This window comes from Pseudomonas sp. HD57-3, from assembly GCF_056113135.1.
Map to the genome: position 1 here is coordinate 2,537,712 of NZ_CM148568.1, position 21,123 is coordinate 2,558,834.

The 21,123-nt window shown below is 61.3% G+C and carries 19 protein-coding genes; 13 read left to right on the forward strand and 6 right to left on the reverse strand.

Annotation, left to right across the window (positions count from 1 at the left end; translation table 11 throughout):
• The 8 genes from AC0R79_RS11385 (at position 1) to relB (ending at position 4,571) form a co-directional block, all read left to right on the forward strand.
• On the forward strand, positions 1-474 hold the full coding sequence (locus AC0R79_RS11385) for a type II secretion system protein (protein WP_007956136.1): 474 nt from the start codon (positions 1-3) through the stop codon (positions 472-474).
• 5 nt (positions 475-479) lie between these two features.
• On the forward strand, positions 480-854 hold the full coding sequence (locus AC0R79_RS11390) for a type II secretion system protein (RefSeq protein ID WP_011333435.1): 375 nt from the start codon (positions 480-482) through the stop codon (positions 852-854).
• On the forward strand, positions 829-1,380 hold the full coding sequence (locus tag AC0R79_RS11395) for a type II secretion system protein (protein WP_127797540.1): 552 nt from the start codon (positions 829-831) through the stop codon (positions 1,378-1,380). The genes AC0R79_RS11390 and AC0R79_RS11395 overlap by 26 nt, the downstream gene beginning before the upstream one ends.
• Entirely contained in the window at positions 1,377-1,769 is a 393-nt protein-coding gene (csgE, locus tag AC0R79_RS11400; RefSeq protein WP_127797541.1) for a curli production assembly/transport protein CsgE, read from the forward strand. Before AC0R79_RS11395 ends, csgE begins: the two co-directional genes overlap by 4 nt.
• Positions 1,766-2,197: a curli assembly protein CsgF gene (locus AC0R79_RS11405; RefSeq protein ID WP_007956141.1), complete on the forward strand. Its 432-nt coding sequence runs from the start codon at positions 1,766-1,768 to the stop codon at positions 2,195-2,197. Before csgE ends, AC0R79_RS11405 begins: the two co-directional genes overlap by 4 nt.
• Before the next feature lie 29 nt (positions 2,198-2,226).
• Complete coding sequence (locus tag AC0R79_RS11410; protein ID WP_064378912.1) at positions 2,227-3,087, forward strand: CsgG/HfaB family protein; 861 nt, start codon at positions 2,227-2,229, stop codon at positions 3,085-3,087.
• Positions 3,088-3,927: 840 nt separating this feature from the next.
• Positions 3,928-4,308 (forward strand): DUF6124 family protein, encoded by a 381-nt coding sequence (locus AC0R79_RS11415; protein ID WP_375746575.1) that lies wholly within the window; start codon positions 3,928-3,930, stop codon positions 4,306-4,308.
• 71 nt (positions 4,309-4,379) lie between these two features.
• Positions 4,380-4,571, forward strand: a complete 192-nt coding sequence (relB, locus tag AC0R79_RS11420; RefSeq protein ID WP_474734438.1) for a type II toxin-antitoxin system RelB family antitoxin — start codon at positions 4,380-4,382, stop codon at positions 4,569-4,571.
• Positions 4,572-5,082: 511 nt separating this feature from the next.
• On the opposite strand, the gene AC0R79_RS11425 is transcribed toward relB, so the two are convergent.
• The 5 genes from AC0R79_RS11425 to AC0R79_RS11445 all read right to left on the reverse strand — a co-directional run bounded on the left by AC0R79_RS11425 (position 5,083) and on the right by AC0R79_RS11445 (position 11,869).
• The gene (locus tag AC0R79_RS11425; RefSeq protein ID WP_474734440.1) at positions 5,083-5,844 is read right to left on the reverse strand and encodes a hypothetical protein; all 762 of its coding nucleotides are present in this window, start codon (positions 5,842-5,844) and stop codon (positions 5,083-5,085) included.
• 366 nt (positions 5,845-6,210) lie between these two features.
• Complete coding sequence (locus AC0R79_RS11430) at positions 6,211-7,662, reverse strand: curlin (protein WP_474734442.1); 1,452 nt, start codon at positions 7,660-7,662, stop codon at positions 6,211-6,213.
• Between the two features lie 26 nt (positions 7,663-7,688).
• On the reverse strand, positions 7,689-8,153 hold the full coding sequence (locus AC0R79_RS11435; protein WP_007956150.1) for a curlin: 465 nt from the start codon (positions 8,151-8,153) through the stop codon (positions 7,689-7,691).
• A gap of 99 nt (positions 8,154-8,252) precedes the next feature.
• Entirely contained in the window at positions 8,253-10,487 is a 2,235-nt protein-coding gene (locus AC0R79_RS11440) for an Ig-like domain-containing protein (RefSeq protein ID WP_474734445.1), read from the reverse strand.
• Between the two features lie 35 nt (positions 10,488-10,522).
• On the reverse strand, positions 10,523-11,869 hold the full coding sequence (locus tag AC0R79_RS11445) for a hypothetical protein (protein WP_474734446.1): 1,347 nt from the start codon (positions 11,867-11,869) through the stop codon (positions 10,523-10,525).
• 318 nt (positions 11,870-12,187) lie between these two features.
• On the opposite strand from AC0R79_RS11445, the gene AC0R79_RS11450 reads away from it, so the two are divergent.
• The 5 genes from AC0R79_RS11450 to AC0R79_RS11470 all read left to right on the forward strand — a co-directional run bounded on the left by AC0R79_RS11450 (position 12,188) and on the right by AC0R79_RS11470 (position 20,694).
• Positions 12,188-13,636 carry a sensor histidine kinase gene (locus AC0R79_RS11450; protein ID WP_474734448.1) on the forward strand — a complete coding sequence of 483 codons (1,449 nt, stop codon included), beginning with the start codon at positions 12,188-12,190 and terminating at the stop codon, positions 13,634-13,636.
• Positions 13,637-13,795: 159 nt separating this feature from the next.
• A complete protein-coding gene (locus AC0R79_RS11455; RefSeq protein WP_474734450.1) occupies positions 13,796-16,603 on the forward strand; it encodes a multicopper oxidase domain-containing protein in 2,808 nt (935 codons plus the stop codon).
• Positions 16,604-16,620: 17 nt separating this feature from the next.
• Entirely contained in the window at positions 16,621-17,691 is a 1,071-nt protein-coding gene (locus AC0R79_RS11460; RefSeq protein ID WP_375746590.1) for an SCO family protein, read from the forward strand.
• 104 nt (positions 17,692-17,795) lie between these two features.
• A complete protein-coding gene (locus AC0R79_RS11465) occupies positions 17,796-19,289 on the forward strand; it encodes a sensor histidine kinase (RefSeq protein ID WP_474734452.1) in 1,494 nt (497 codons plus the stop codon).
• Positions 19,258-20,694, forward strand: coding sequence for a sigma-54-dependent transcriptional regulator (locus AC0R79_RS11470; protein ID WP_127797555.1), 1,437 nt, complete (start codon positions 19,258-19,260; stop codon positions 20,692-20,694). Before AC0R79_RS11465 ends, AC0R79_RS11470 begins: the two co-directional genes overlap by 32 nt.
• On the opposite strand, the gene AC0R79_RS11475 is transcribed toward AC0R79_RS11470, so the two are convergent.
• On the reverse strand, positions 20,685-21,053 hold the full coding sequence (locus AC0R79_RS11475; RefSeq protein ID WP_375746594.1) for a hypothetical protein: 369 nt from the start codon (positions 21,051-21,053) through the stop codon (positions 20,685-20,687). The two genes, AC0R79_RS11470 and AC0R79_RS11475, sit on opposite strands and share 10 nt — an antisense overlap.
• Positions 21,054-21,123: the final 70 nt, after the last annotated feature.

The window sequence follows — 21,123 nt, forward strand, 5'->3', positions numbered from 1 at the left end:
ATGAACGCCTCCCAGCGCGGTTTTACCTTGATCGAAGTCGTGGTGACGCTGGCCCTGATCGGCCTGCTGGCCGGTATGGCCGCGCCGCTGACCGAGACCCTGGTACGGCGTGGCAAGGAGCAGGAACTGCGCACCGCGCTGTATCAGATTCGCGATGGCATCGACGCCTACAAGCGTGCCTTCGATGCCGGCTACATCGAGAAATCCCTGAACAGCAGCGGCTATCCGCCGAACCTGAAAGTGCTGGTCGAAGGCGTGCGCGACGTGCGCAGTGCCAAGGGTGCGAAGTTCTACTTTCTGCGCCGGATACCGCGGGATCCGCTGGTGCCGGCCAAACGTGACGACAACGGCGGTTGGGGCCTGCGGGCCTACAACAGTTCGGCCCAGAACCCGCGCGATGGCGAGGACGTGTTCGACGTCTACTCCCACGCCCGGGGTAAAGGCCTCAACGGCATCGCTTACCGCGAGTGGTGATTCTCATGCGCCGGGAAAAGGGGTTTACCTTGCTCGAGCTGATGGTGGTGATGGCGATCATCGCGACCCTGATGACCATCGCCTTGCCACGCTACTTCAACAGCCTCGAGGCCTCGAAAGAGACCACGTTGCACCAGAGCCTGTCGGCCATGCGCGAGGCGCTGGATCACTACTACGGCGACACCGGGCGCTATCCCGATTCCATCGAGCAACTGGTGGAGATGCGTTACCTGCGCAATGCGCCGCTGGACCCGATCACCGAACGCAATGACCAATGGGTGCTGATCGCTCCGCCGGACGGCGTGGCGGGCGGCGTTGCCGATATCAAGAGCGGAGCTACCGGGAGGGCGCGTGATGGCAGCCAGTATTCCGAGTGGTAAGCACGTGGAGCAGGGTGGGTTCACCTACCTGGGCGTGCTGTTCCTGATCGTGATCATGGGCATGGGCCTGGCCAGCGCCGGCGAGCTGTGGTCGACCGTGTCGCGCCGCGATCGCGAGAAGCAACTGCTGTGGGTCGGCACCCAGTACGCCCAGGCGCTGCGCAGCTACTACCGCAGTTCGCCAGGGTTGGCGCAGTACCCGAAAGAACTGGTCGACCTGCTGCAGGACGAGCGTTTTCCGGAAGCCCGCCACCATCTGCGTCAGCTCTATCCGGACCCGATCGGCGGCGGTGAATGGGCACTGCAACGGGGTTTCGACGGACGCATCACCGGCATCAACAGTGCCTCCACCGAGGTGCCGTTGAAGCAGGCGGACTTCCCGTCGCAGTGGTCGGATTTCGAAGGCATGCAGCGTTATTCGGACTGGCAGTTCGTGGCCGAGAAAGCCTTTCTTGATGGCACCGGCTCTGGCAACGGGGGCCCTGCAAAAGGCCAGTCGACACTGCCGCAGGCGTTGCAGCCATGAGCCGCCAATGGTGGTGCGCGTTGATCCTCGCGGCCGTGGCGTCTTTCGCCAGCGCCAGTGAAGAAGACGAAATGATGGGCTTCATCGTCGACGACACGATCTCGCACATCGGCCACGACTTTTACTACTCGTTCAGCGAGCGCCTGCGCGACACCAGCCGCATGGATTTCAACCTGGTGGTGCGCGAGCGCCCCGACGCGCGCTGGGGGAGCCTTGTGACCGTCGAATATCAACAACGCCTGGTGTATCGGCGCTTCCTGCCGCCGAACACCGTGGAACTGAAGGACGAGGCCTACGAGGCCGCCGACTCGGTTCGACTGGAGGTCGTCCGGCGCAAGCTGGAAGCCTTGTTGCAGGACACCACCGACCTTGAGAAGGACGAACTATGAACACGACAACGTTCTCACGGCGCAGCGGATTCTGGATCTCGGGGTTGTTGATCGGGCTTGCCAGCGCCGCTGCCGTCCAGGCCACCGAATTGGTCTACACGCCGGTCAACCCGTCGTTCGGCGGTAACCCGCTCAACGGCACCTGGTTGCTCAACAACGCCCAGGCGCAAAACGACCACGACGATCCGGACCTCAAGAAACGCTCGACGGTGGCCGGCACTTCGGCCCTCGAACGTTTCACCAGTCAATTGCAGTCGCGGTTGCTAGGGCAACTGCTGGACAACATCTCCACCGGCAACACGGGGAGCCTGTCCACCGACGCTTTTATCGTCAACGTCGTTGATGACTCGGGGGCACTCACGATTGAAGTGACCGACCGAGCGAGCGGCGAAGTTTCCGAAATTCAGGTGAACGGCCTCAACCCATGACGGGATGACGGTTCCGGGGAGTGATGGACATGAAAAAAATAATAGCGCTAGGGCTGATGTTGGCAGCATTACAAGGGTGCAGTCTGCGCGAGCCGATGCCGGCCGAGCAGGACACCGATACCCCGACCCTGACCCCCAGGGCCTCGACCTACTACGACTTGCTGAAAATGCCGCGACCCAAGGGCCGGCTGATGGCGGTGGTGTACGGCTTCCGTGACCAGACCGGGCAGTACAAACCGACGCCGGCCAGTTCGTTTTCCACCAGCGTCACCCAGGGCGCGGCGTCGATGTTGATGGACGCGATGCAGGCCAGCGGCTGGTTTGTGGTGCTCGAGCGGGAAGGGCTGCAGAACCTGCTGACTGAACGCAAGATCATTCGGGCTTCGCAGAAGAAGCCGAATACGCCGGTGAACATTCAGGGTGAACTGCCACCGTTGCAGGCCGCGAACATGATGCTCGAGGGCGGGATCATCGCTTATGACACCAACGTGCGCAGCGGTGGGGAAGGGGCGCGGTATCTGGGGATCGATTTGTCCCGTGAGTACCGGGTGGATCAGGTGACTGTGAACTTGCGGGCGGTGGATGTTCGTAGCGGGCAGGTGTTGGCGAATGTGATGACCAGCAAGACGATTTATTCGGTTGCGCGCAGTGCGGGGATTTTCAAGTTTATCGAGTTCAAGAAGTTGCTTGAGGCTGAGGTCGGGTATACGACCAATGAGCCGGCGCAGTTGTGTGTGTTGTCGGCGATTGAGGCGGCGGTGGGGCATATGGTGGCGCAGGGGATTGAGCGGCGGTTGTGGCAGGTGGCGGGGGATGCTTCTACGCCTTCGCAGGATGATGTTTTGAATCGGTACCTGACTCAGAACAAGATTGACCCGGATGCCGAGTGAACGTGGCGGCCTTCGGGCCGACCAGGTTCTTATTGGGTTGGGTGAATATCCGTTTCTTCGGGTGTTGCCGCTGGCGGTTCCGCTCTTACAGCGGCTCACTTTTTCAAACGCCAAAAAGTAAGCAAAAGGCTTGGCCCCGGCGTTCGGCCCCTCGCTGGGGCTCGGGGTTCCTTCGTTCCGGGATTCATCCGGGGGCATCGCCTACGGTTTGCTTCGCTGCACCTCCTCTCGATGCATGCGGCTTCGCCGCACGGTCGCTGCGCTCCCACCCCCGGATGAATCCCTCCACTCAGCCTTCCGAAGGGGCCAGCACGTCAAAAGCTTTACTCGAGCTAACGCTCATCGTGTTGAGTGGTGGGAAGCGAAAAGCGAAAAGCGGAAAGCAGAAAGCAGAAAGCAGAAAGCAGAAAGCAGAAAGCAGAAAGCAGAAAGCAGAAAGCGGATTGCTTTTGCTTTGATCGTTCCCACGCTCCGCGTGGGAATGCAGCCCGGGACGCTCCGCGTTCCATTCTCGAATGTTTAAAAGTTGTTTCGGTTTTGCCGATCCTTCCCACAAGGTTTTCAGGTTGTCCGTCGGAAGCGCGGGCTCTAGCCTGTTTCTGTCGCTGCCAATTCAGCGATCGGGATTGGAAACCCCGACTAGAACCGAGCGCACAAGCGCTTTTCATAACGTATGCTTGCGCACCTTGAAAAGTGTGCACTCCGTTATGGCGGCTGTGCGCGGGAGACCTTCGGGTCAACCGGGTTCTCCGTTCCCCGGGTTTCCAGCCTGCGTACAGCTGCCACCCATTCGTTCGGAAACCGAATGGGCCAGCTTCATTTCAGGATCGGAGATTCACCATGTTCAAACCAACACCCAACCCACCCGAAACCCAAGCCAACCCCGAAACCGACCCAACCTCCCCATACACCTCCACCCACTCCAAAAAACTCCACGAAGCCGCCGAACGCGCGCTCGATCATTACCTCTGCCCCGGCGCCCACATCATGGGCAGCGTCAACGAACCCGCCCCGATGTACCTCGCCAACCCGGTCTACAACACCGAATCCCTGCTCGCCAACGCCAGCGAATCCCTGGGCTCGGCCAGCGAAATGCTCAACAACTTCGCCGCCACCCTCGACCCTGCCCACCGCAAGACCGCCCTGGGCATCGCGCAGATCCTCATGCTGGGTGAACTGGCCGTAAATCAGGCCTTGGATCACGTCGAACTGAAGGGCTGATCCAGCACATGCCCAATAAAAAACGCGGCCCTGCAATGGGTCGCGTTTTTCACATTCAAACTGGAGTCACCATGGATTCCCTCATCTCCACAATCGTTTCAGACTTCGAAAGCGAAGAGCAGGCCGACAGCTACGACCGCTGGTTGATTGCCAAAATACAGGCTTCAATCGATGACCCACGACCCAGCATTCCGAATGAACAGGTGATGGCTGAAATGTCGGCCCTGATGGAGGAAAAACGAAGAAAGCATGAGACGGGGTGACGCTCTTGCAGCGGCAATACGAAAAAACCGCGCTCCCTGACAGGAGCGCGGTTTTTGTTTGGAACGGAGCGACAAACGAATTAGAAACAACAAGTTCGCGGATATTCCTGACGCGTGTGCAGTACGTTCACGATTTCTAATCGATTAGTTACCCAATAGTTGATCAGATAGCTTGAATGTACTACAGCTTCTCGAGTGCCGGGAGTCCGATCGAGCCGGTTATTCCCATTTGATTACGTTACCCGGCCCTCCTTGAGTTATCAAAGCCACATTATTGAGTCAGGCTACTCGTGTATAGCCACGCTCCTATGCTGGTACAGATCAAATTACCTTGTCGAACTTGGACGTTTTCCTAAATCGCTGAGTGAACTCCGTAGCAAGTTCGCAAGCATGGTGTATAGCATTTCTGAAATGCGTCAGACACCTGGATTTTCTGTAAGGACTCAGTTTTCGCTAGGGTGCAGTAAGCATAGGTCTGACAGGGTCAGTTAATCCGACTGGCACACTATGGTCAAACCACCGACATTGCCCGCTGCATTCTATTAATAACGTCCACACATAGACCAAATAAGTCTTGAGCTTCTTGGATGTCATATACCTTGTCGGGATGCTGTGTGGGATTTCTAAACGAAAGACGAATATTGTCGAGATTTCGATGAAGAACATCGTTTGTTTTGGCGCGGCGATGTTTCTGCAAAGCCTGAACCATTGGATACCACAACATAGGACTCATACGATCTCGCTTCACAAAGTAGCAATAATATCGACGTAGGACCTCCTCAGTTGCTCGCATGAGATGAAAGGCTGCGGCAGTAGGGCGCTCAAAAGCTATGCAACGTCCTGCCTCAGAAAGATCGTATTGAGCTACTGCAGTTAAGGAGTCAAACGTGTCCGGAGCAAATAAGGAGGGAATGTTTGATAGAAGCTTGTCGATATCCAATCTTTTGGGAGAAATGGTATAGGCATTTAGTCCTTTAAGCTCCGCCTCCATAGTTTCTCTCAATCTTTGAATTGCCGTTGATAACTTGGACGCCTGAGCTTGCGTCAGCTTGGCGTCCTGTGGTGTTTCCTTCAGCTCTTTCTGGATTTTGCGAAGTGTATCGGCCGCACGTACTGTAACTCTGAGCTCCAACTCATCCAGCTTTCGAAGCAGCGCCTCAATGTTTGGAAGGATGAAGGATCTTCCATGAATGGAGAAACCCTCTCTAGCATCCTGAAGGAACCGAACGGTCGTTCCAAACTGCCAAAATCGATAAACCGGAACTGATTGCATAAAAGCCCTTTATTAGAGATTTCTTGGGTGGACAGACCCGCCAACCCGACAGGTTTTTCATTAGATTGCGCTGCACATTATTGAGCAAAATTTGATGATGTCAAAAAGACACTGTCCTGTCGGCATTCTATCAACCCATTGATTCGCTATCAGGCGCAGATGATTTAGCTGTTGATCGATCCCACGCTCTGCGTGGGAATGCAGCCCCTGACGCTCTGCGTCAAATTCGCGAGTTGGAACGCGGAGCGTCCCTCGAGGCATTCCCACGCAGACGGTTCGACGCCTCGACGTGGGAACGATCAATACCCAATCATCAGCGCAAAAAAAACCGCGACCTCAAGATCGCGGTTTTCCAACACCCAACACTTACTGCTGCAAAACCGTCGCCTGGTTAGCCGACCCAAACTGCTGAATCGTCGCGGTCTGCGTCATCCCGCTCTGATCCACATTGGCAATGTTCCCGGTCCCGCCCTGGGTCACGTACGCCACGTTCATAGTGTCAGCCTGTTTCACGGTGATCATGTTGTCGCTGCCATACAGCTGCGCGGTGTAGGCCTGGTTGCCGGTGCCGGATTGATCGAATTCGGCGCTGTTGCCCGAGCCGTTCGATGAGCCTTGGACCAGGTTGGTGGTGCCGCGTTGGTCGGCGATGAGGATGTTGTCGCTGCCGTTCTGATCGAAGTACAGCTCGTTGTAGGAATCAGCCTGGCTGACCGTGGTCTTGTTGCCAGTCCCGGTCTGGTTGGTGGTCATGATGTGGCCGATGCCGTCCTGTTTGAAGCTGGCGATGTTGCCGTTGCCGGCCTGGGTGACGGTGGCGCGCTGGCTGCTGCCGAACTGGCCGCCCAGTTGCGGGCCTTTCCAGTTGCTGGCGTAGACCTTGTTGTCGTTGCCCACCGAGGTGGCGTTGAGGGTGTGGCTGTCGCCGTTCTGGTAGGTGAAGTGCACGTTGCCGTTGCCGACCTGATAGAGCGCCAGGGTCGAGTTGACCGATTCGAACTGGTCGGCATAGATGGCGTTGGTGTTGCCGACCTGGGTGACGGCGGCGGTGTTGTTTTCGCCGAAGCTCTGGTCGACCACGGTTTCGTTGCTGTCGCCGTACTGGTTGACGGTGGCCTGGCTGGCCAGTTGCGAGTCTTGCCAGATTTCGGTGCCGTTGAGGTTGCCGAACTGGTTGATGGTGATGTTGCCGCCGGTGCCGTTGCGCTGGTCGCCGTAGGCGTAGTTGTTTTCGCCGGCCTGGTTGATACCGATCTGGCCGCCGTTGTGTAGCACTTGTTCGGCGGTGCCGTAGTTGGCGGTGCCGTACTGGGTGATCACCGAGCTGTTGCCGGTGCCTTCGTACAGTTGCTCGATGTTGGCTTCGTTGCTGTCGCCGAACTGGAAGGTCTTGCCTTCGCTGCCGTTCTGCGAGTCCTGATAGACGAACGAAAAGTTGCCGGTGCCTTGCTGTTGTTGCAGGGCTTGGTTGCCGGCGCCGAAACCGAGGGACTGGCTGGCGTGGGTGGTGTTGAAGGCGCCGACCTGTTGCTGGGTGATGGTGCTGTTGTCTTCGTAAAGCTGTTCGGCGTAACCGGCGTTGTAGTCGCCGACCGCGTCCTGGGTGATGACGCTGGTGGCGGTGTCTTGCACGGCGGCGGCGTCGTTGCCCTGGCCCAGTTGGGTCTGGGTGGCGGTGCTGAACGGCGCCTGCGTCTGTTTGACGTTGGCGATGTTGGCGGTGCCGAGCTGGCTCTGGGTGGAAAGGCTGTCGTCGGCCATGGCCTGGGCACTGATCATGACCAGGATGGCGGCGGTGAGGGGCGTCAGTTTGAACATGATGAACTCTCCGATGATTGCAGTGCTTAGCGATATTGCTTGACCGAAACGCTCATGCCGTTGCCCGACTGGGTCACGGCGCTTTGCAGCCCCGTCCCGGCCTGCTCGATGCTGGCGTCGTTGTTGTTGCCGTTTTGCGAAATCTGCGCACGGTTGTGGCTGCCGGTTTGCGTGATGGAAGCGGCGTTGCCGGAGCCGTTTTGCGTGATCAAGGCCATCAGGTCGCTGCCTTGTTGCAGGATGTACGCCTCCTGATTGCTGCCCGACTGCACGATCTTGCCCAGAAGCGACTGACCGTTCTGCGAGAGCAGCGCGAGGTTGACCTGGCCGTTCTGGTCGATCAGGGCTTGCTGGCCCACGGGGGGTGGCAGTTCGCCGAGATCGGCGCTGTTGGGCGCCAGGTCATCGTTTTCCATCAGGTCGTCGGCGCGCACGCCCGCACTGACGCACAGGGCGAGCAGGCAAAGCAGGGCGGCGGTCGGCGTGTTCATGGCGTTGTCCTGTGTTGTATGTTGCTCAAATCCGGAATCGCGGCTGAGTCAGCCCCACCCACCCCGCGCCAGGCGGTGTGGGTCGGGTGGGGCGTGGGCTCAGAGCGTGGTCACCGAGATGGTGCGAACGGTGCCCTGGGACGAACGGATGGTGGCGGTCGGGTTGGCTGATGGCACGACCAGCGTGTTGTTCAGCGTCAGCCGCCAGCGTCCGGTCACCGGTACCGTGGTGGTGCCCAGCGTTACCAGCCCGGTCGGGGTGGTGACCTGCACGGTGATGGTGTTGCCGGTGGTCACCGACGAGGTGCCGGCGAAGTCCCAGTTGAAGCGTCCGCCGGAACGGGCCTGCACGGTCGAGGTGGTGATCGTGAAGGTTTCCGCCGCTGGCCGTGGCGACACTTGCACCGTGACGGTCGCCGGCGTCGACTGGGCGTTGAAGCTGTCCCGGGCGATGTAGGTGAAGGTCGTGGTGAAGGCCGTGGTCACGGTGGCCGGTGGGGTGTAGGTGATTACCGTGCCGTCGGTGCTGACCGTGCCGCGTCCTGCCGGCGGTTGGGTCAGGCTGGCGACGCCCAGCGGCGTGTTGCCTTCCGGATCGGTGTCGTTGGCCAGGACGTTGATCGGGATTGCGACACCCAGGGTGGCGACGCTGTCGGCGACGGCGGTCGGTGGCCGGTTAGGCGCGACGGTCACCGTCACGGTCGCCGGATTGGCCGAGGCCAGGCCTTTGCTGTCTTGCGCCTTGTAGGTGAAGGTCGTGGTCAACGGTGTCGTCACCACGGCTGGCGGGGTGTAGACCACCGAGGTGGTGCCGCTCAGCGCGACGGTGCCCTGGCCGGCGGCCGGTTGAGTCAGCGCGGTGATGGTCAGCGGCACGTTGTTGTCCGGGTCGCTGTCGTTGGTCAGCAGGCTGAGGGTGATCGGCACGCCGAAGCTGGTGCTGCCGGTGTCGGCGTTGGCCAGTGGCGCCTGGTTCTCACCGGTGTCCGGTGCTGCACCGACCACTACGACTGGCTCGGTATCGCTGCCGCCGGCGGCGGATTTCACCGTGACGGTGGCGGGTGGCTGGGTCAGGTCGGCGACGGTGATTTTTTGCAGCGTGCCGGTTTTCGACAGGCGTCCGTAGCCTTGGGCAACCATGTCCGGCACCGCGACTTCATCGGTCGAGGTGGCCTCGATCAGCAGGCTGTGGTTGGCCCAGCTGTAGCGGGCGGTCTGGATTTTCACCACGTCGGTGAGCTTGGCCGAGACGGCGGTCGGACGGGTGGTGCCGGCCGGGTTGGTCGCGGTCACGACCACCACCGACGGCAGGGTGCCGGTGCCCAGGCGTTGGCCAAAGAACAGCCCGTTGTTGTCGCCCAGCAGACTGGTCTGGCACGGCGTCGGTGGTGGGCCGGGCAGCAGCGCCACGGTTTCGCGGAAGCACAGGGTCGAGCTGCTGTCAGCCTTGGCGAACACCTCGGCACGCACACCGGCCGAGGTCCGGCGATAGGTGGCGCGGTCGATGGCGACTTGGGTTTGCTGACGATTGTCGAGGACCTTGCCGGCGACGGTGAACAGGTTGGTCTGAATCGAGCCGGCACCCGACGGACCATCGATCCGCAGGAAGTTGGTGTTGAACGGGCTACCGGTCACCGCTTCGGTGAGGTTCGGGTCGCCGACGAAGGTTTCGATGCCGCCGGTGTCCGGGTTCACTTCGGTGTACGGGCCGTTGATGCTGCGCAGGAACGGGCCGATGGCGCCGTTGAGCGCACCGCTGAAGTTGCCCGGCGCGCCGATGCCGATGTCCTTGGTGATGTTGATCGCGCGCCGCCCCGGTGTGGTGACGTTGACGGTTTCAACACCATACGGGTGGGTGATGGTGTAGGTGCCGGCCACCGGGACGTTCACCCGGATGCGGATCCGCGCGAAGCTTTGCTGATCGCCATCGACCGGATTCTCCGAGGCGAACGCCGCTTCGATGCCGGCGACGTAGGCGTCCACGCCGAAACCGGCACCGTTGTTGGGGATCGCGGTTTCAGCCAGGAACCAGAAAGCTTCCGGCGGCCAGTTGTCGGGGAACACCATCGGTAGGGTGTCATCGAACACGCCCGGTTCCGGCAGCAGGGTGCACATGTACGCCGGCGGGGTGCTGACCGGCACCCGCGAACTGGCGGCGCGCGACTGGCAGAGTTCCATCGACAGCAGGTTGTTGTCCTGGTACCACATCGGGAATTTCCCGGTGGCGAAGGTGTAAGGGCCGGGATCGACGGCGGCCAGTTGCGCGAACGCACTGCCGGTCAGCGAGATTGTCAGCCCGAGCGCGTTGAGCGCGAAGCGTGGCCACTTGTTCATGATGCCTCCTGATGCGGATCTGGGCATGTGAGCGTTCATTGCACGATGACCACTTCTTCGGTATCGCTGCCGCCGTTGGACGACGTCACCCGAACCTTGGCCGGTGGAATCGGCGTGATCCCGGTGGCCAGGGTTTTCACCGCGCCGTCACCGCCCAGCGCACCGATGGTGGCGCCGGTGCCGGAGGTGGCGGTGAGCACCGGTGGCGAGGTTTCGTCACTGGTCGAGGCCACCACGGTCAATTGCCCGGAACTGAGGCTGTACTCGGCGCGCTGGATCACCACCAGGTCGGTCAGGGTCATGGGCAAAGTGGTGGGCGAGCTGGTCGCAATGGCCAGGTGGTTGTCGGCGGTCACTTGCAGCACGGTCGGCAAGGTCGGGTTGACCGCCGATTGCGCGTACCAGCTGCCGGTGCTGTCGGCTTCCTTCATGTTCACCACCGGGGTGCTGCTGGTGATGGCGGCGGTGCCCGGCGCTGGCGGGGCCTGGACGAACACGTCTTGCTGGGCCACCGGCGCACTGTCGCCCGGTTTGCGCGAGTAGGTGCTGCGCTGCGGGATCAGCGGGGTCGGCCGCACCACCGTCGACAACTTGCCGGACACGGCGAAGGTCGTGGTGCGCAGGTCAATGCCGCCCGGGCCTTCGATGCGCACGTAGTTGGTGTTGAACGGGCTGCCGGTCACGGCTTCGTTGAGGTTCGGGTCGCCGACAAACTGCTCGGCCGCGCCGCTTACCGGGTTGGTCTCGGTGTACGGCCCGTTGACGCTGCGCAGGAACGGACCGATGTCGCCCTTGAGCGCGCCGTCGTAGGTTTGCGGGGTACCGATGCCGATGTCGCGGGTCATGTTGATCGCGCGCCGGCCGGGGGTATCGACGGTGAACACATCGACGCCGTACGGGTGGGTGATGACGTAGGTGCCAGCGGTGGGCACGTCGACCCGGATGCGGATCCGCGCGAAGCTGACCTGATCACCTTCCACCGGTTCTTCGGCGGCGAACGCGGCTTCGATGGCGCTCACGTAACCGAGGTTGATTCCGCGCGCGGCATCGACCAGCGAGGTCTCGCCGGTGAACCAGAACGCTTCATCGGGGAAGTTGCTGGGGAACACGATCGGCTGCGCGTCATCGAACACGCCGGGGGTCGGCAGCAGCGAGCACATGTACGACGGGGCGCCCGGGGTGCTCGGCACGCGGGAGCTGAGTGCTTTGGACAGGCACAGATCCAGGGTGCGACCGTGGGTGTCCTGATACCAGCTGGCGAAACCGCCATTGGCCGGTGTGTAGGGACCCGGATCGACGGCGAACAGAGCGGCCTGGGCAATGCCCTGGGCCAAGGCGCTCACGACCAGGACGGTCGCGGTTTTGGACAGTAAAGGGTGCATGAGTTAATCCCTCTATCAAAGTACCTGCCCCTTGGGGATGGGTCAGTTGCAGAGGGCTTTACAACTTCCATACCAACGACGGACCAACCGGCCGCAAACGCCCGTGGCGCAAGGGTTCGCGGCTTGTCGTGGGGGGAAAGGGCGCAAGCCCGGATAGGGCGACTGTCCCCAGCATTGGGGATTGTGGGGGCATGAACGCCTGGCGGTTTTTGCATGACCGGGAAATCGGCCGAGCGTGGGGCCGTTCACCCCCCGGATCCGGGCAAACACCCAACCGTGGGCTATAACCCTATAGGGACGTATCGGGAAGTCGCCGCCATGAACATGCAGTCAAAATCGCTACCGATCGAGGAGAGCAGCCAGCGGCTGAACTCGCGCAAGCAGCCGTTCAACCTGTTGCGCTGGTTTTCATTGATCAGCATGGCAGTGATCGGCACCGTGGCCGTGGCGCTCGGAGCGGTGTCGACACGGTTCGTGATCGAAGAAAGCGTGCAGCGTGATGCCTTGCTGACCGCGCAGTTCATTCAGGCCATCGCGTCGGCGGAAGTGCGCCACGTCTCGATCCCCAATATCCGCACCATGGGCGAATTGCTCGACCCGCGCCAGGACAAGAACTTTCCCGACGTCGACCCGCAAGCCCGAGCCAGCGCCCGGGGCGAATTTCTCGATCACATCGAGCATTTGCCGGACGTGATCCTCGCCAACATATATGCGCCGGATCGTACCGTGATCTGGTCGACCAACCCCGCGCTGGTCAACACCCGTATTCATGCCGACGAAGACCTCGACCGGGCGTTCGATGAAAAGATTCCGGTGTCGGCGAGTTATCACGATGTGGACAAGGGCCGTGAAGAACAGAAGTTCGTGGTGCCGCCGGAATACATCTTCATCGAAAACTACATCCCGCTGTTCGACGCCGAGGGCAAGAACGTCACGGCGATGGTCGAGATCTATAAAGAGCCCAAAGACCTGATCGCCCGCATGGAGCGCGGGCTGACGCTGATCTGGCTGGCCACCGCGCTGGGCGGCGGGCTGATTTACCTGGGGCTGTACTGGATCGTGCGGCGGGCGGCGATTCTGCTGGCGGCCCAGCAAAAACAACTGATCGCCAACGAAACCTTTGTCGCGCTGGGCGAGATGTCATCGGCGGTGGCTCACAGCCTGCGCAACCCGCTGGCGACCATCCGTTCCAGCGCCGAACTGGCGCTGGAATTCGACGCGGGGCCGGCGCAGAAGAACATCAAGGACATCATCGGCCAGGTCGACCGCATGTCGAAGTGGGTGCGCGAACTGCTGCAATCGTTGCGCCCGCTCAATGACGAACCGGAACCGGTGAACCTGGTGGCGGCGCTGCACGACAGCCTGATGGCGTTCGAGCAGCAGATCGCCAGGGCTGGCGTGCAGGTGGTGTTTCAACCCCAGCAGACGCCGATGGTGTTGAGCCAGCCGGTACAACTCACGCAAATCCTCAACAGCCTGCTGGCCAATGCGCTGGAGGCGATGGACAAGGGCGGCACGCTGACCATCACCCTCGAACCGAGCGACAGCCGTGGCGTGAGCGTGATGCTCAGCGACACCGGCAAAGGCATGAACGAGGAGCAGCGCAGCATGGCCTTCCGGCCGTTCTTCACCACCAAGCAGGGCGGCCTCGGCGTGGGGCTGGTGCTGGTCAAACGGATCATGGAACGCTTCGGCGGCGGCGTGAGCCTGGACAGCCGCGAAGGCGAGGGCACCACCGTTCGTCTGGCATTTCAGCTCATCCAGTAAATTGGGGTGAACTTTCCCCCAGCAGTGGGTGTCAGGCCCCGGTCACCGGGGAGTGGGGAATGCAACAGCGCGTCCAAGTCCCTGTAACAACTGGAAATGATTTTTTGGCGAGGTAATTGCAAAACACCATCACCCCTTCCTTAGATGAGGCGGCTGGTGATGGACAGAGCAATGCGTGACCCCAAAAAGCTGTTCCTGTTGACGCCATTGAGCGTCTTTCTGATGTTGACCCTAGGCCAGATGTCCGCGGTCCGAGCGAGCCCGATCGACGACGAGAATCAGCCGGAAACGTCTGACCCGTCGGCCTATTACGACGAGCCCGCAGACCGCGCCGGCGCGCTCAACGCGATCCTGACGATGCCCGAGGCCAACGAAGACTCCTTCGATCTGCCCGATGGCATCAAAGGCACGCGGAACACGACGCGCACGGAAAACATCCTGCCGCCCACCGTCCAGACCAGTTTCAATTACCCAACGAACGGCAAGCCGAGCCCGCTGTACGGTGCCCAGCCGTTCACTCAGCAACTGGTGCTGTTCGAAGAGTTCGGCCCGGAAAAACTCGACCCGACCACACCGGCCGCGCCGTTGAGTTTTCCGCCGGCGGCTATCGGCCCGGCGCCGGCGCAAGACCCGAACAACATCGCCCGCAGTGCGCCTCCCGGCACCGCGCTGGATGCGTTCCTGCGTCAACCGGGGCTCACGCCGTTTCCGAGTCAGTTCGCTAACACGGTCGACCGCAACCCTTGGCAGGCGCAGATCGAACTGTTCCTCAACCGGCACATCGGTTCGTCTGCCGAAGGCCGGCCACCGGGAAAAGGCTGGGCCCATCAGCGCTGGAACGAGTTCTACCCGCAAGTCGCCTACAAGACCGTGCAGACCGGTGCGCGCCTGAACGGCGGCCTGCGTGACAGCCGACAGATGCACGGTTATGCGCTCGGCGAATTCGGCCCCGGCGGTCTGTACCACAACGTCGCGGGCGTGCCGGCGACGGATGGCACGGCCAAAGGTGTCGACCCACGCTTCCACCCGGCAATGCCGGTGCAGGACCACAACTCGGTGTGGACCTTCGACGGTACGCTGCCGCCGAAACTGTTGATGGTGCGCTACGGCCAGCCGGTGCTGATGCGTCACTACAACGGCTTGCCGATCGATCCGTCGGCCAACCGTGGTTTCGGTCTGCACACCATCAGCACCCACGAGCACAACGGCCACGCGCCGGCGGAAAGCGACGGTTATGCCAACGCGTTCTTCTTCCCCGGCCAGTACTACGATTATCGCTGGCCGATCCAGCTCGCCGGTTACGACAGCATCAACACCAAGGCTGAAGATCCACGCGCGGCGTTCCCGTGCGCACCGGGGGAAACCCTGTGGGTCAACGACCTGCAGCCTGCGAAAAAGACCTGCGACCACGGCACCATCAAGATTCGCGGCGACTGGCGCGAAACCATGAGCACCCACTGGTTCCACGACCACATGCTCGATTTCACCGCGCAGAACGTCTACAAGGGCAACGCGGCGATGATGAACTACTACAGCGCCCTGGACCGTGGCAACGAATCGGTGAACGACGGCGTCAACCTGCGTTTCCCCAGCGGCAGCGCCTTGCCGTGGGGCAACCGCGACTACGACGTCAACCTGGTGTTCGCCGACAAGGCCTGGGATCAGCAAGGTCAGCTGTGGTTCAACCCGTTCAACACCGACGGCTTCATCGGCGATCAGGTGCTGGTCAACTGGCAGTGGAAACCGACCCTCGACGTGCGGGCCCGGAGTTATCGCTTCCGCATCCTCAACGGTTCGGTATCGCGCTACTTCAAGCTTGCACTGGTGCGTGAAGTCAAAGGCAGCGGCGGCGAATTCCAGGGGCCGAAAAACTCCGGCGTTTCGTACACCCGCGTGCCGTTCCACATGATCGCCAACGACGGCAACATCATGGAGCACAGCGTGCCGTTCGACGGTTCGATGGACCTCGATGCCGATGGCGACAAACAGAACCACAACGCGATCCTGCCGACCCAAGGCATCGCCGAGCGGTTCGACATCATCGTCAACTTCGCGAAAAACGGCATCAAGCCGGGTGACAAGCTGTTCTTCGTCAACCTGCAAGCCCAGGACGACGGCAAGGGCCCGAAAGAAGTGATCCCGTTGGCCGACGTGCTTTCGGAGAAATATCTGGCGGTCATCAAGCAGACCAGCAAAGGCCCGCAATGGGACCGGGGCGACCCGGTGGTAGGCAAGGTTCTGCAACTCAACGTCAAGGCTTATACCGGCCAGGATCTGTCGATGAACCCGGCGGCCTACGAACCGGCCAAACCGGGCAAGGCCGAAGGCATGGTGATGATTCCGCTGAAGATCCATCGCGACAACGCTGCCGACAAGGCCTTGCTCGCCAAGGCGCTGCACCGGACCTTTATCTTCGGCCGCTCCGACGGCACCGATGAAGCGCCATGGACGATCAAGACCGACGGCGGTTTCGGCTTCCACATGGACCCGCGCCGGCTGAATGCCTCGACCAAACTGGCCAGCGGCCCGACCGACGCCGGAGTCAGCGGCATCGGCACCCTGGAAGTGTGGAACATCAAGGCCGGCGGCACGGGCTGGAGCCATCCGGTACACGTGCACTTCGAGGAGGGGATCATCCTCAGCCGTGGCGGCAAGGCCCCGCCTGAGTGGGAAAGATGGGCGCGCAAGGACGTCTATCGCATCGGTTCGGAGGCCGACGGGCTGGACAGCGTGGAAATGGCGATCAACTTCCGCGAGTTTGCCGGGACTTACATGGAGCACTGTCACAACACCCAGCATGAAGACAACTCGATGCTGCTGCGTTGGGACCTCGAGAAACCCGGGCAACTGCAGTTGATGCCGACGCCGCTGCCGAGCTGGGATGGCGTGCGCTACGTCAACTCCGCCGCGCTGCCAACCTTCCGCACCGGCGACGGCTTCGGCCCGCAAGTGACCGTGAAACCATGAGCAGGGAGGGAGCCGACATGACACAGCCAACGCCGCGCTCCCGCGCCCTGGGCATGCACCTGATTCTGGTGCTGGTCACCTGCCTGCTCGGCAGTCAGGTGCTCATCGCCCATCAGGCGCAGCCCGAAGGCGCCAGTGAATCGGCCACCCCGTGGGGTGGCGACTATTTCCCCAACACCCTGCTGACCGACCAGGACGGTCGGCAGGTGCGCTTTTTCGATGACCTGATCAAAGACAAGGTGGTGGTGATCAACTTCATTTTCACCTCGTGCAGCGACTCCTGCCCACTGGAAACCGCGCGCCTGCGCCAGGTGCAGAAACTGCTGGGGGACCGGGTCGGGAAAGACATCTTTTTCTACTCGATCACCATCGATCCACTGAGCGACACCCCCGAAGTGCTCAAGGCTTATTCGCAACGCTTCAAGGTCGGCCCCGGCTGGAAATTCCTCACCGGCGAGTTCGAAGACGTCACCGACCTGCGCAAGAAGCTCGGGCTGTTCATCGAAGGCGTCGACAACGGCCGCACCAAGGATCACAACCTGAGCCTGATCGTCGGCAACCAGAGCACCGGGCGCTGGATGAAAGCCTCGCCGTTCGAGAACCCGTGGATCCTCGCCGACCAGCTCGCCAACACCTTGCAGAACTGGAAACAGGCCAGCACCGAAGAAAGCTACGCCGACGCTCCGCAGATTCGTCCGCCGAGCAATGGCGAAGAACTGTTCCGCACCCGCTGCGCTTCGTGTCACAGCCTCGGCCCGCAGGATGGCGAAGGCATCGGCATGCGCAACATCGGCCCGGATCTGATCGGCGTGACCCGCCAGCGTGACCCGGCCTGGCTCAATCGCTGGATCCGCGAACCGGATCGCGTGCTGGCAGAGAAAGACCCGATCGCGCTGCAACTGTTCGAGCAATACGAGCGCATCCCGATGCCCAACCTGCGTCTGGATGAAGCTTCGGCGCAGTCGATCATCGACTTTCTGAGTGCCGAAACCGAGCGTCAGCATCCGTCCGTGCAACCCTTGGCCGACGGGGCGTTGACGCCAGTAAAACCGGGTTCTGCGAGCGACGCGGTGAGTCGTATGCAGTAGCGGCTAAATAGCATCATTGAACCGTGTGTCACGGTCATTGCCACCTACACTCATTCGAGAAGGCGGCTGTAACGGGCTCGACACAAAAACGCCAGGGCATTCCCATGCAGCGACTGGAAGAACAAAAAACAGCAGCGCCGAACGTGGCGTTGGCAGCCATCAAGAGTTGGGGCGGGCAGTTCAATCTGCTGCGCTGGTTCTCGCTGGCCAGTTTTTTCATCATCGCGGCCGTGGCGCTGGGGTTGGGGTATATCTCCACGCGCTTCGTGGTCACCGAAAGCGTGGAGCGCGATGCGCTGCTCACCGCGCAATTCGTGCAGGCCATCGGCGATGCGGAAATGCGCCACGCCAACATCACGCCGCAACGAACCATGGGCGAGATGCTCGACCCGCGCCAGGACGGGAACTACCCCGACGTCGACCCGCTGGCCCATGCGTCGGCCCGCGCCGAGTTTCTCGATCATGTCGAACACTTGCCCGACGTGTTGCTGGCCACGGTGTACGCCCTGGACCGCACGATTATCTGGTCGACCAACCCAGAGCTGATCAACGTCAGGATCGAAGACGACGACGAGCTGGACGAGTCGTTCGAAATGAAGGTGCCGGTCTCTTCCAGCTACCACAAGATCGACGACGAAAAGCCCGAGCAGAAGCTGTCCCGCGAACCGAAATACCTGTTCATCGAAAACTACATTCCGATGTTCAACGCCGACAAAAGCAAAGTCGTCGCCATGGTCGAGATCTACAAGGAGCCGGCGGATCTGGTGGACCGTATCGACCGTGGGTTCGCTTCGATCTGGGCCGCGACCATTCTTGGCGGCGCGGCGATTTATCTCGGCTTGTTCTGGATCGTGCGGCGCGCCTCGACGCTGCTGCAAAGCCAGCAACAGCAGCTGATCAGCAACGAAACCTTTGTCGCCCTGGGCGAGATGTCCTCGGCGGTGGCCCACAGCCTGCGCAATCCGCTGGCGACCATTCGTTCCAGCGCCGAACTGGCCCAGGAAATCGCCAGCCCCGGCGCGCAACGCAACATCGGCGACATCATCAGCCAGGTTGACCGCATGTCGCGCTGGGTGCGCGAACTGCTGGTGTCGTTGCGCCCGATGAGTGACGACGGCGAGGCGGTGGAATTGCTGGCGGCGGTCGAGGACACCCTGGGGGCGTTTGACGCGCTGATCCGGCGCAATGGCGTCGAAGTGCGATTCACGCCACAAAATTGCCCGCCGGTCGTCAGTCAAAAGGTGCTGCTGACGCAAATACTCAATAGCCTGTTTGCCAACGCCCTGGAAGCGATGCCCAAGGGGGGCGTACTGACTGTCGAGATTGAAACACCGCACACCGGTCATGTGCGCATGACCCTGAGCGACACCGGCAAAGGCATGAGCGCGCAGCAGCAACAGCTGGTGTTCAAGCCGTTTTTCACCACCAAGCAGGGCGGCCTCGGGGTTGGCCTCGCGCTGGTCAAAAGAATCATGGAGCGGTTTCAGGGTTCGGTCATTCTGACCAGCCGGGAGCAGGAAGGAACCCGCGTCAGTCTCAACTTTAGAGTGGCATCGGGAGGGGAATATGGAACACAGCATTCTGCTGGTCGAGGATGACGAACTGCTGGCCGAGAATATTCAGACCTACCTGGAGCGCAAAGACTTCGAGGTGACGGTCTGCCACTCGGCCGAGGACGCGCTGGGGCAACTGGAAAGCTTCATGCCGGACATCGTCCTGACCGACAACTCGCTGCCGGGCATGAGCGGTCACGATCTGATCCAGAAGCTGCGCATCAGCGCGCCGGACCTGAAAGTGATCATGATGACCGGCTACGGCAATGTTGAAGACGCGGTGGTCGCAATGAAGGAGGGCGCCTTTCATTACGTCACCAAACCGGTCGCGCTGCCGGAACTCAAACTGCTGCTGGACAAGGCCCTGGCCACTGAACGGATGGAGCGCACGCTGTCGTTCTATCAGGAGCGCGAGGCGCAGAAGTCCGGGGTGCAGGCGCTGATCGGCGAGTCGTCGCCGATGCAGTACCTGAAAAACACCATCGGCCAGTTGCTCGACGCCGAGCGGCGCATGGCCAACACCGATCTGCCGCCGGTGCTGGTGGAGGGCGAAACCGGAACCGGCAAGGAACTGGTGGCCCGCGCGCTGCACTTCGACGGCCCGCGCAGCAAAGGCCCGTTCATTGAATTCAACTGCGCGTCGATTCCGTCCAACCTGGTGGAATCGGAACTGTTCGGCCACGAGAAAGGCGCATTCACCGACGCCAAGGATCGCCGGGTCGGGCTGGTGGAAGCGGCGGACGGCGGCACGTTGTTTCTCGACGAGATCGGCGAAATGGACCTGTTGCTGCAGGCCAAACTGCTCAAGCTATTGGAAGATCGCACTATTCGCCGGGTCGGCTCGGTGAAGGAACGCAAGGTCAACCTGCGGGTGATCAGCGCCACCAATTGCAACCTTGAGCAGATGGTCCAGCAGGGCAAATTCCGCCGCGATCTGTTTTTCCGTTTGCGGATCATCTCGATCAAGGTGCCGCGCCTGTACGCCCGTGGCGAAGACATCCTGCTGCTGGCCCGGCACTTCCTCGCCAGCCACGGCAAGCGCTATGGCAAACCGAACCTGCACTTCAGCGATCAGGCCGAAGAGCTGCTGCTCAGTTACACCTGGCCGGGCAACGTGCGCGAATTGCGCAACATGCTCGAACAGACCGTGCTACTGGCGCCGAGCGACACCATCGCCGCGCATCAACTGAACGTGTGCATGAGCCTGTGCGATGAGCTGCCACCGCAGCATCAGCACGAGGTGCCGCACACGCACTTCGAACCGCGCCCGGCGAGCAACACCGAATCGATGAACCTGCCGGAGGTCGAGCGCGACATGGTGCGCAAGATGCTCGACAAGACCGACTGGAACGTCACCAAATCGGCGCGCCTGCTGGGCCTGAGCCGCGACATGCTGCGCTACCGCATCGAAAAGCTCGGCCTGGCCCGTCCGGACAAGCGTCAGTGGTAGACCGCGTTGCTGCGCGGACTCGGTGTGCCGAGGCATTCCAGCACGCACGTCGGGTCCAGCACTTCGTCGTTGACGTAGATGCCGCGTTCGGCATCGTAGGTGCGGATAAACACCCGCACCGTCGCATCGGCCACGGTCGGCAGTTGCGAGTCATGGAACACGTGGCGATCCGGGATGACGATGAAGTCCTGTGGCGGCGTGTCATCGAACGGCCGGGGCGGCTGGGCCGACAGCGACGGTGGAGCAGGGTGGGCAAAGGGCTGGTCCGCCCCGTAGTAGTTGAAGTTGCTGTCCAGCGCCTGCGCCTGGGTGGCGGCGAGCAGACAGGCGGATAACAGCAGTCGATTGAACATTCCCATGGCAGCACCTGTGGAAGCGGATTTCCCCAAGGCTATTAACTATAGCTGCCCGTGGTGCACGGCGTTGTTG

Excerpts from the sequence above, each read along its gene's own strand:
- AC0R79_RS11465 (WP_474734452.1), top strand. The coding sequence starts at position 17,796 with ATGCAGCGACTGGAAGAACAAAAAACAGCAGCGCCGAACGTGGCGTTG.
- AC0R79_RS11455 (WP_474734450.1), top strand. The coding sequence starts at position 13,796 with ATGGACAGAGCAATGCGTGACCCCAAAAAGCTGTTCCTGTTGACGCCA.
- AC0R79_RS11440 (WP_474734445.1), bottom strand. The coding sequence starts at position 10,487 with ATGAACAAGTGGCCACGCTTCGCGCTCAACGCGCTCGGGCTGACAATC.
- AC0R79_RS11410 (WP_064378912.1), top strand. The coding sequence starts at position 2,227 with ATGAAAAAAATAATAGCGCTAGGGCTGATGTTGGCAGCATTACAAGGG.
- AC0R79_RS11475 (WP_375746594.1), bottom strand. The coding sequence starts at position 21,053 with ATGGGAATGTTCAATCGACTGCTGTTATCCGCCTGTCTGCTCGCCGCC.
- AC0R79_RS11395 (WP_127797540.1), top strand. The coding sequence starts at position 829 with ATGGCAGCCAGTATTCCGAGTGGTAAGCACGTGGAGCAGGGTGGGTTC.
- csgE (WP_127797541.1), top strand. The coding sequence starts at position 1,377 with ATGAGCCGCCAATGGTGGTGCGCGTTGATCCTCGCGGCCGTGGCGTCT.
- AC0R79_RS11405 (WP_007956141.1), top strand. The coding sequence starts at position 1,766 with ATGAACACGACAACGTTCTCACGGCGCAGCGGATTCTGGATCTCGGGG.
- AC0R79_RS11415 (WP_375746575.1), top strand. The coding sequence starts at position 3,928 with ATGTTCAAACCAACACCCAACCCACCCGAAACCCAAGCCAACCCCGAA.
- relB (WP_474734438.1), top strand. The coding sequence starts at position 4,380 with ATGGATTCCCTCATCTCCACAATCGTTTCAGACTTCGAAAGCGAAGAG.
- AC0R79_RS11390 (WP_011333435.1), top strand. The coding sequence starts at position 480 with ATGCGCCGGGAAAAGGGGTTTACCTTGCTCGAGCTGATGGTGGTGATG.
- AC0R79_RS11435 (WP_007956150.1), bottom strand. The coding sequence starts at position 8,153 with ATGAACACGCCGACCGCCGCCCTGCTTTGCCTGCTCGCCCTGTGCGTC.
- AC0R79_RS11385 (WP_007956136.1), top strand. The coding sequence starts at position 1 with ATGAACGCCTCCCAGCGCGGTTTTACCTTGATCGAAGTCGTGGTGACG.
- AC0R79_RS11430 (WP_474734442.1), bottom strand. The coding sequence starts at position 7,662 with ATGTTCAAACTGACGCCCCTCACCGCCGCCATCCTGGTCATGATCAGT.
- AC0R79_RS11460 (WP_375746590.1), top strand. The coding sequence starts at position 16,621 with ATGACACAGCCAACGCCGCGCTCCCGCGCCCTGGGCATGCACCTGATT.
- AC0R79_RS11450 (WP_474734448.1), top strand. The coding sequence starts at position 12,188 with ATGAACATGCAGTCAAAATCGCTACCGATCGAGGAGAGCAGCCAGCGG.
- AC0R79_RS11425 (WP_474734440.1), bottom strand. The coding sequence starts at position 5,844 with ATGCAATCAGTTCCGGTTTATCGATTTTGGCAGTTTGGAACGACCGTT.
- AC0R79_RS11445 (WP_474734446.1), bottom strand. The coding sequence starts at position 11,869 with ATGCACCCTTTACTGTCCAAAACCGCGACCGTCCTGGTCGTGAGCGCC.
- AC0R79_RS11470 (WP_127797555.1), top strand. The coding sequence starts at position 19,258 with ATGGAACACAGCATTCTGCTGGTCGAGGATGACGAACTGCTGGCCGAG.